This window comes from Actinomadura sp. KC345 (assembly GCF_004348515.1).
Taxonomy (GTDB): Bacteria; Actinomycetota; Actinomycetes; order Streptosporangiales; family Streptosporangiaceae; genus Spirillospora.
In genome coordinates this window covers 1-7661 of sequence record NZ_SMKH01000343.1, presented here as the reverse complement: position 1 = coordinate 7661, position 7661 = coordinate 1, and the positions used below count along the sequence as shown (strand labels likewise).

11 protein-coding genes, 2 tRNA genes and 2 pseudogenes are annotated in these 7661 nt (G+C 67.5%); 9 read left to right on the top strand and 6 right to left on the bottom strand.

Annotated features, from left to right (window positions below; translation table 11 throughout):
- Nucleotides 1-387: 387 nt before the first annotated feature.
- Genes E1281_RS42735 through E1281_RS34605 form a run of 3 tightly spaced genes read left to right on the top strand, consistent with a single transcriptional unit; the run spans nucleotide 388 to nucleotide 1456 of the window.
- Nucleotides 388-756: a DUF6192 family protein gene (locus E1281_RS42735; RefSeq protein ID WP_131883927.1), complete on the top strand. Its 369-nt coding sequence runs from the start codon at nucleotides 388-390 to the stop codon at nucleotides 754-756.
- A complete protein-coding gene (locus E1281_RS42730; RefSeq protein WP_279433678.1) occupies nucleotides 717-1025 on the top strand; it encodes a DUF6192 family protein in 309 nt (102 codons plus the stop codon). Before E1281_RS42735 ends, E1281_RS42730 begins: the two co-directional genes overlap by 40 nt.
- Nucleotides 1022-1456, top strand: coding sequence for a hypothetical protein (locus E1281_RS34605; protein ID WP_207943668.1), 435 nt, complete (start codon nucleotides 1022-1024; stop codon nucleotides 1454-1456). The genes E1281_RS42730 and E1281_RS34605 overlap by 4 nt, the downstream gene beginning before the upstream one ends.
- Before the next feature lie 42 nt (nucleotides 1457-1498).
- Here the strand turns inward: E1281_RS34605 and E1281_RS34600 are convergent, their stop codons facing one another.
- The 4 genes and pseudogenes from E1281_RS34600 to E1281_RS34590 all read right to left on the bottom strand — a co-directional run bounded on the left by E1281_RS34600 (nucleotide 1499) and on the right by E1281_RS34590 (nucleotide 3904).
- Complete coding sequence (locus E1281_RS34600; protein ID WP_131883925.1) at nucleotides 1499-1963, bottom strand: hypothetical protein; 465 nt, start codon at nucleotides 1961-1963, stop codon at nucleotides 1499-1501.
- A 311-nt stretch (nucleotides 1964-2274) separates the two neighbouring features.
- Nucleotides 2275-2696: pseudogene (locus tag E1281_RS34595) on the bottom strand (transposase); the annotation flags it as partial.
- Between the two features lie 34 nt (nucleotides 2697-2730).
- Nucleotides 2731-3069 (bottom strand): annotated as a pseudogene (locus E1281_RS42890) (DUF6879 family protein); the annotation flags it as partial.
- A 70-nt stretch (nucleotides 3070-3139) separates the two neighbouring features.
- On the bottom strand, nucleotides 3140-3904 hold the full coding sequence (locus E1281_RS34590) for an LLM class flavin-dependent oxidoreductase (protein ID WP_347813329.1): 765 nt from the start codon (nucleotides 3902-3904) through the stop codon (nucleotides 3140-3142).
- A 519-nt stretch (nucleotides 3905-4423) separates the two neighbouring features.
- Between E1281_RS34590 and E1281_RS34585 the strand changes: the two genes are divergently transcribed.
- The 3 genes from E1281_RS34585 to E1281_RS34580 all read left to right on the top strand — a co-directional run bounded on the left by E1281_RS34585 (nucleotide 4424) and on the right by E1281_RS34580 (nucleotide 5748).
- Nucleotides 4424-4981, top strand: coding sequence for a hypothetical protein (locus E1281_RS34585; RefSeq protein ID WP_131883924.1), 558 nt, complete (start codon nucleotides 4424-4426; stop codon nucleotides 4979-4981).
- Nucleotides 4982-5226: 245 nt separating this feature from the next.
- Nucleotides 5227-5379: a hypothetical protein gene (locus E1281_RS40780; RefSeq protein ID WP_165959229.1), complete on the top strand. Its 153-nt coding sequence runs from the start codon at nucleotides 5227-5229 to the stop codon at nucleotides 5377-5379.
- A gap of 15 nt (nucleotides 5380-5394) precedes the next feature.
- Nucleotides 5395-5748: a tyrosine-type recombinase/integrase gene (locus tag E1281_RS34580; RefSeq protein ID WP_243717709.1), complete on the top strand. Its 354-nt coding sequence runs from the start codon at nucleotides 5395-5397 to the stop codon at nucleotides 5746-5748.
- Nucleotides 5749-5777: 29 nt separating this feature from the next.
- Here E1281_RS34580 and E1281_RS34575 read toward each other — a convergent pair.
- Nucleotides 5778-5866 (bottom strand) — tRNA-Ser (locus E1281_RS34575).
- 156 nt (nucleotides 5867-6022) lie between these two features.
- Entirely contained in the window at nucleotides 6023-6451 is a 429-nt protein-coding gene (locus tag E1281_RS34570) for a hypothetical protein (RefSeq protein WP_131883922.1), read from the bottom strand.
- Between the two features lie 186 nt (nucleotides 6452-6637).
- Here E1281_RS34570 and E1281_RS34565 point away from each other — a divergent pair.
- The 3 genes from E1281_RS34565 (at nucleotide 6638) to E1281_RS34555 (ending at nucleotide 7553) form a co-directional block, all read left to right on the top strand.
- Nucleotides 6638-6710, top strand: a tRNA-Arg gene (locus E1281_RS34565).
- Between the two features lie 275 nt (nucleotides 6711-6985).
- Complete coding sequence (locus tag E1281_RS34560) at nucleotides 6986-7204, top strand: hypothetical protein (RefSeq protein WP_131883921.1); 219 nt, start codon at nucleotides 6986-6988, stop codon at nucleotides 7202-7204.
- Nucleotides 7205-7229: 25 nt separating this feature from the next.
- Nucleotides 7230-7553 (top strand): hypothetical protein, encoded by a 324-nt coding sequence (locus E1281_RS34555; RefSeq protein WP_131883920.1) that lies wholly within the window; start codon nucleotides 7230-7232, stop codon nucleotides 7551-7553.
- Nucleotides 7554-7661: the final 108 nt, after the last annotated feature.

Below are 7661 nucleotides of genomic sequence, written 5' to 3'. Positions count from 1 at the left end.
CCCGCCAAGGTCAACAGCGGGGCCTGGACACCAGGATCCACCGGTCTTCATCAGGCACTGCAGTGCAGGAGCGGGGAAGGCGTGCTCCCAGAGTCCGGGCCTCGCTGCGGCTTACGCGCCCATTAGTCTTGCTGCGTCCTCAGCGTCGTCCTAGCCGGGCGTGGATGGCCAGGAACTTGCTTCAGCTTGCTTGCACGGTCCGGATTGCGTTGCTGATCAACTCGCGGGCCGCGGAGCCGTACACCGCCGACGACGCCAGGGATTCGAACTCCTGGACGTACAGCGCGGCCTTAGTGCCGTTCCTGACCCGGTGATCTTGTTGGCGGTACGGGGATCGCTCTTGGAGGGGCGTTGTCGACCCTGCTGGGGGGCGGTCACGCTGGCGGTGTGGCCGAGGGCGTGCAGCAGCGGTGCCCGGGTTGCGGGCAGTCGCTTCCGGGCTGGTTGCGGCACGAGTGGACCGAGGACGCCGCCAAACGCGTCGTCGGGCAGAAGGTCAACCACCCCAGGACGAGCGCGGAGAAGGCGACGGCGATCCACGACCTGGCCGCCGATGAGCAGGTCGCCGCGGCGGCGGACACCGACCTTTTGCGCCGCCCTGACGTGGCGTTCAAGGCGATGGGCGACGGGGCCGCCCGGCATATGGTCAACCGGGCCCCCAGGTCGTCCGGTCCCGCCAGGCTGTCCAGCGGCACAGCGAGCCGGCCCGGCCCGCGCTGGAGCGGCTGCAGCAGAGCCGGGAGTTCCTGGACCTGATCGCGCCGTGCTCGGCGTTCGTCGCGGCGATCGGCCGCACGATGCCCACGCTGCGCGGGCGCACCTTCACCGAGACCGAACGCGACACCGTGCACGCCCAGCTCGCGCGGGTGCGGGCCACCACCGACCGGATCGAGACCGCGGTCGAGACCGGCGACCTGACCCTGGAAGAGGGCCTGGCCGAACTGCTGCGCGGCGAGTCAGGATCCGGCCATGCCAGACGATGCGTCTGGCCGGGAAGGTTCTCTGGCCGCCGGTGTCTGCGGTGAACAGGTCCGTCGCGCTGATGGAGGCCCGACCCGCCGGGTTGGCGCTCAAGCAGTTGATGGTGGCCACCGGCCTGTCGGCCCACCACGTCCGCAAGGGCCTGAACCACATCAAGGACGTCGCCGCGCTGGAGCACCTGACCCCGCTGACCTACACCCGCAAAGACGGCTACCAGTTTCCGGTGAACCCAGCCGACTGGATCACCCACGAGATCGCGGTGCTGAGCAGCGAGTTCAACCGGATCAGCCGGATCATCACCGCCACCATCGCCCCGCACGCCGCGGCCCGCCCCGAGGACGGCTTCGCCCAGCTCGCCCTGGAGCACGTCTCCGGCATGAAGGCGGGCCTGGCCATGGCGCCCATGCTGGGCGCACAAGAACAAGGACCCGGTGGTACCGGGTCCTTGCGATTCGTCCCGCCGGGTGAGAGTTGATCAGCCGGTGGTGGTGTTCACGACCGCCGCCCCGATGGAGCACTAGTCGTCGTAGACCAGGGCGTAGACCAGGCCGCCGGCGATAATGGCGCTGGCGACGATGACTGACGTAAAACCCAGTTCACAGATGAGAGTGCCCGGGGCACCGACGAGAAGGCCGTCGGCGATAAGGCCGGCAAAGCCACCGGGGAGGCCGATGAGCCCAAGCCCGACGGCGAGCGCCGACAGCAGGTCGTTATCGTCCAATACAAGGACAAGCGTGCCGCCGACAGCGCTGAGGATGCCCCAGCCCACCATGTTCTCGACGAAGGCGGGAATGACGACCTCGAAGCCGGGAGTGAACCCGTGGGCGGCGAGGACGAGGTAGGGCACGACTCCGAAAAGGACGCCGCCGACCAGGGCGCCGGCGACGCAGCCGGAAACGATGACCGCGAGACCGCGCTTGGTTCGGCGCCACAGCCGGCGAAAGCCGTTGCTCAGGACGTTGATGGCGGTGACGCACTTCATGATTTCTCCTTTGGTGTGAGTGCTCGCGCTGGGCGACGGGCACTGGTTTCCTTTGGGACGGGCTCCCGTGCTGAAGCACGGGCCTTGTGACCCACCGTGTCGGGCACGGGTGGTCCCGCAAGTCGGGACGTCTTGAGGGCCGTCCCAAGAGGGGGCCGGGTAGTACGCGCCTCGACTGTGCGGAGAATCCGGTGTTCTGCATGGTGGTGTCGAGATGATCGCTCTGAGCCCGGACAGCGGGACTATCTCTGCAGGATTGAACGCTAACCTCGATTTTTCTTGAGGTCGGTTGGGTCGCTCGGCGGATGATCAGCGAGGGCGAGCATCTGGGCCCAGGCGGTCAGGTCGGTGGCCAGCGCGACGAGTTCGAGCCGGATCTGGTTGGCCGCTGCGTTGTGCAGGGGCAGGTTGCGCAGGCCGGTGTCCTGGCGCAGCGGATGCGATCCTCGCAGCGGGCCCGGCGGCGGTGACGTAGTTCCGGCCCGGTTCCGGCCCGGCGAGTTGCCCGTGCTTGCCGCCGGGCCGGCTTCCGGTCACGAAGCAGGTGAAGCGGTGCCCGTGGATGTCGGTGAACCGCAGCTGCGCGCCTGGGTGGGGGCGTTCGCGGCGGACGATGACCCGCATGCCCTTCGGCCACGAAGACAGGTCAGCATCCCGGTCAGCTCGGCCACCCACGCCCGGGGCGAGGCTGCCGGTCGGCGTCGTAGGCGCACTGCCACACGTGTTCGGGCAGGTTTGCGCCCCGTGAACACGTCGTCGGCGTCGAACTGCAGCACGGCCACGCGCTCATCGTCCAGCAGCCACGCGTCCTCCGGCGGCCGCACCGGAAGGCCGAGCCCAGCGGCACGCTCCCGGTCCAGATAGCGGATCTCCTCACCGGCGGCCAGATTCCCCTGCGCCGACCACAGCGCATACCGCGAGTAATCACCCAACGGGACGCTCACCACCCGGACACGACAGAACGGGCGTCCCTCGTCCAACGCCCGCCGGGTCATGTCCTACCAGGGACCGGAACTGACCGAGGCGTCCAGCTCCCGGCCACCGGCCATGAACCCTTCGAACGAAGGACGCCCGCCGGGCTCGTTGTACCGGTCGCGGGTCTCCAACCGGAACGCCTCTGCCGAGAAGAGCGCCGATGTGCTGCCCGTCCAACCACCCGTTCGCTGTCCGGCGGGCCTAATGTCCGGCCAACTCGGCTACGACCGGGGCGAGCGTCTCGGCGAAGTCGGCGCCGAAGACGAAGTAGGAGAAGCCGGTCTCCTCCCGTCGCCGCCGGATCTCCTCGGCGGCTGCCACGGGGTCATCGGGAAGCACCGCCAGCGAGTCCGCCGCGCGAAGCGCAGCAGGGTCGGTGTCGGGGGACGCCATGAACGGCGCGACGCTGTCGCCGACCACCGCCACGTGCTGCGCGAGTTCGACGTCTCGGATGGCGCGGGAGCGGAAGTCGCGTACCACCCGGGTGATTTCGGCCCGATCGTCTCCCGGCATCAGCGCGAAGGCGACCGTGTCCGCGAGGTCGGCCGCCAATGCCTGGGCTTTCGGCCCGCGCACCGCCATCACCACCGGCGTGTGCAAGTCCGGACCGTCGAGATCCCGCAGCGCCGTCACGGTCTGGCGGACCTGGGCCAGCCGCTCGCGCGGTGGTACGACGGGCAGTCCCAACTCGCGAAGTTCGTCTTCGATGCCGGGCCGGCCGGTGCCGATGCCCAGCTCGAAACGACCCTCGGTGAGCACCGACAGCGAGTGCGCCTCCCACGCGGTGCTCCAAGCCGGGCGCAGCGGGGAGGCGTACACCCAACTGCCGACCCGCAGGTCGGTGAGGGTGGCCGCGACGGCCAGCGCGGGGGCAGGCGCCGGCTGCCAGCGCGGGACGTCGGGCATCAGCAGCGTGGAATATCCGCTGTCGGCGATACGGCGCACCCGGTCTCGCCACGTCGGCAGGTCTACTCCGAGCGGAGCGACGACCCCGAACCTGAAGGGCCTGGTTCCGCCGGTTGCCGTCGAATCGATCATCATTGCTGTCCTCTCCAGTGAAGGATGGGGTTCCGGTCCTGGTGTGTCACGTGCTCCGGTCGGCTGGACGCACTGCGGGCACCTGTCCCAGGATCGCGACCCCTTCTCGAGCGCCCTGGGCGCGGCGCCTCACTTCTACTACGAACGCGGACCCCCCGATCCGACACCGCCTTCCGAAATTCTGGCGAAGATTTCCGGGACGCCGGTTCTCAGCGTTCCGATAACGCGAGGGTGCGGGGAGCACCTCGTCATGCACGCCTAGCTCGGACGACCTCTGGACCAGATGGACAACGGACACCCTGAGTCGTCGTCCGCACAGGCCGCACTGAGAATTCATTGCGGGTTGATCTCCCGCGTCGGGAGACCTCGAGGCGTGGGCTCTCGACTGCGCGGTCGGTAAAGCGTCGCTGGGGCATGCTCGGCGCCTGTCATTCTGAGGGTGTGCTGGTGATCCAACGCATCCAGATCTGGTGGACGTCTTCGGGCAGAGGTTCGACGGAGGCAACGGTCCGCGGCCGTCTGCCCCGGCAATTTCCGCTTCCACAGCTGGCCGACGGGCACGTACTGGTGCACGAGGTCCGGATGGCTGAGTACCAGGGGTATGAGCCAGACGAAAGCGTCCGCGCCTACGACGCGCTGTCAGGCGTCGACTGGCTCTGCCTGCGGCAGGAAGGAGAAGCGATCAGGACCGAGCGGCAGCCCGTATGGGCGTCTTACCCCGTCCTTCGACGGACGATCCGTCTCGGCACCCTCACTGACGGGCAGTCCTTCAAGTACCGGGCCAACTTCCGGATGTCCGGGTATTCCATCGGCTGGACGTTCAATGAGTGGACCGTCAATATCGCCCACGAACCTGTACGAGAGGATCTCTTCCTCAACCGCACCTACGACATCGAGCGCGACGACCGCGTCTCTCGCTCTATGGCAAACCTGCCACACCAAGATCATAAACTGGTGCACCGGTGGCAGTACACCCGCGGGCGGCACCGGGGTCAGCCTCGTTAACTCCGCCCAGCCTGGGACGAGACATGCCACCGAACTCGCCCGCACATGCCGCCGACCGAGTGGTGGCCGACCACGGCCGGTGGACGTGGCGCGCTTTCTACGTTGATGGGGCACAATGCCGGAGTGACGCGGTTGCTCGATGAGGACGCGCTGGCGAGATCGTCGGTGGCGGCGAACTGCACGACGAATCGCGAGCGGCCCCTCTACGGCTCCAACGGTTACGGTCGGAACTCGACATCGACGTCGTGGCCGAGTCGACCGCCCGCGTCGGCGCGGCAACGCCCGTGCGGTGGCTGGACGTGTGCTGCGGGAGCGGACGGGCGCCGGCCGGAGCAGCCGGGCTCCTCGCCGATCGCGGTCTGACCGGACAGGTCGAGATCATCGGCTGGACCCCGTGACCCACTTCGTTGCAGGTGGCCCAGTACGCCACCATCAGAAGGCGGCACCACGACAAGGAATGGGAGATTCCTCAGATCCCCAGGCGGCATCGGGTCGGCGAGGCGAAGGTGCGAGCCGCACTCACCGGTGGCCCGCTCCCTCCCATCCGGTTCCACGACCTACGCCACGAGGCAGCCACGCTGTCGCTGACCGCCGGGGTAGAGATGAAGGTGGTCAGTGAGACCCTCGGCCATGCACGGTCGTCCTTCACCGCCGACGTTTATGCCTCGGTGATCCCCCAGGTGTTCAAGGAGGCCGCTGAGGCGGCCGCAGCCGCGGCCCCCCGCCGCGTCGGCCTTCAACGCGAAACCAGCGGCCCCTCGATCTGAATCGGATCAAGGAAACCGCTGGTCAGAGGCGGAGGATCGGGGATTTGAACCCCGGATGGGCGTGAACCCAAACCGCATTAGCAGTGCGGCGCCATAGACCGGACTAGGCGAATCCTCCAGTAGCCGTCAGGCCCAGACAGGTTACCGGTTCGGCTCGCCTACCGGCAAAGTCTGGCCTGTGGGTCCCAGCAGCATAGACCGAGACGCCGCCGCTACGCGAAGACAATCAGCTGGATGTCCGCTCCTGGGGCCGCAGGAGCGGACATCCAGGGGGTCAGCCGCCGATCCGGAAGGCGGTGAACCCGCAGGCTTCGGCGAGGTCGTTGCCGTGCTGCCGCATGCTGGCGGTGTTGGGCTGGCGCGGGCTCGTGCTGCCGGAGCTCATCTGGCGCAGCAGGTCCGCCGTCTCGTCGAGGTCGCCCGCGAATGCGGTCGCGGAGGTCTCGACGTCGCCTCCGGCGTTCTGGCCCTCCGAACGGATCTTGGACGCGGTGTCGGAGAACTTCTGGGCGGTCTGCTCGGCGCCGCCGGAGGTCATGGACAGGCTGCTGGTGGAGAAGCTCCGAAGCTCACTCTCGATGTTCTTGCAGGCGGTCTTCTTCTCACCGCCGACGATCCCGCTGACCGCCCCACAGCCCGTCGAACCGAGCATCAGGCCGCCGACGGCCAAGGCGCCGACGAGCTTGGTGGCAGACATACGCATGGAGATTCTCCTTCAGGGGGTTTGGGCTTCGAACGGAGTCCAACCTTGCAGGTCGAACCCCTCTCGATCACCCCTTTGGCGTACCTTCACCACGAAAAGTTCCGTGACTCAGGCCACACCTGCCCCACCGGCCCTCCCGAACCGATTCGCGGTCGGGTCCGTGGAGCCGGTACAGTGTTCCGGCAGGCACCCGTAGCTCAACGGATAGAGCATCTGACTACGGATCAGAAGGTTAGGGGTTCGAATCCCTTCGGGTGCGCCCAGGTCAAAGCCCTCTTCCGATCTTGGAAGGGGGCTTTTGTACGCGGCATGAGGGCCGCGAGGATGGATCGGACCCCGAAGAGGGCGCCGCTCATGGCCTCAGCCGCCGCCCGCTTGTCGTCGACGAGCAGATCCCCATAGACGTCCTTGATGGTCGCGACAGGTTTGTGCCCGAGGATCGTCGGAGACGACGTGCAGCGGCGTCACTTGAGCCCGCATCAGCGAAGTGCCCGAGTGCCGCAGCTCACGTGGATGCCAGGGACCGAAGCCCCAATGATCCTGTTCTCGTCGGTGGCCATGCGAACCGGCGATCTGGAGGGCGCCGCTGAAGAACTCACCAAGCTCCTGACGCTGGACCCGGCACTGCGTCTTACGGCCGTCACGTGCTGCCTGGCAGACCTGGACCGTCGCCTTAACGGGTCGAGTTTGCAAGGCTGCGCGCTCGCCGTCCAGCTCAGGCGGCAAATCCGCGACTTCAAGGCTGACGCCTGACCGATGATGGAGATATGGAGAGCCCATGAGTCCGTTGCCCGCGCATATGGCCGACCGGTGGCGAAACCGCGCGGAGCCTGGACCGGGGCAAGGCGCGCTCTACTGGCACATCCTCATGGGTGACCATGCCGAAGCGCGGGACCTCGCCCACGACGCCCAAGACCGACTCGCCGACATCCACGGCCTGCACATGACCCCCGCTGGGTGGCTGCACATCACCACCCTCGTCGCCGGATCCACCGAAGAGATCACGGGTGCTCAGCGGCAAGACATGCTCGACACGGCACAAGGCCTTCTCGCCAAGATCCCACCCGTCAACGTCGCACTTGGCGGAACCTGTCAAACCTGATGAGACGTCAGGCCACTTGAGCGGTTTGTGTCTCGTTGTCGTTCTGGAGTGCTTCGGGTGGCGGGTTGATCCAGACCTTGTCCGGTAGTGGGGGCGGTGAGGGGCATC

Bases quoted from the DNA above. Each gene is read 5' to 3' on its own strand.
- E1281_RS34555 (WP_131883920.1), top strand. From the start codon at position 7,230: ATGAGTCCGTTGCCCGCGCATATGGCCGACCGGTGGCGAAACCGCGCG.
- E1281_RS34600 (WP_131883925.1), bottom strand. From the start codon at position 1,963: ATGAAGTGCGTCACCGCCATCAACGTCCTGAGCAACGGCTTTCGCCGG.
- E1281_RS34570 (WP_131883922.1), bottom strand. From the start codon at position 6,451: ATGCGTATGTCTGCCACCAAGCTCGTCGGCGCCTTGGCCGTCGGCGGC.
- E1281_RS34560 (WP_131883921.1), top strand. From the start codon at position 6,986: ATGATCCTGTTCTCGTCGGTGGCCATGCGAACCGGCGATCTGGAGGGC.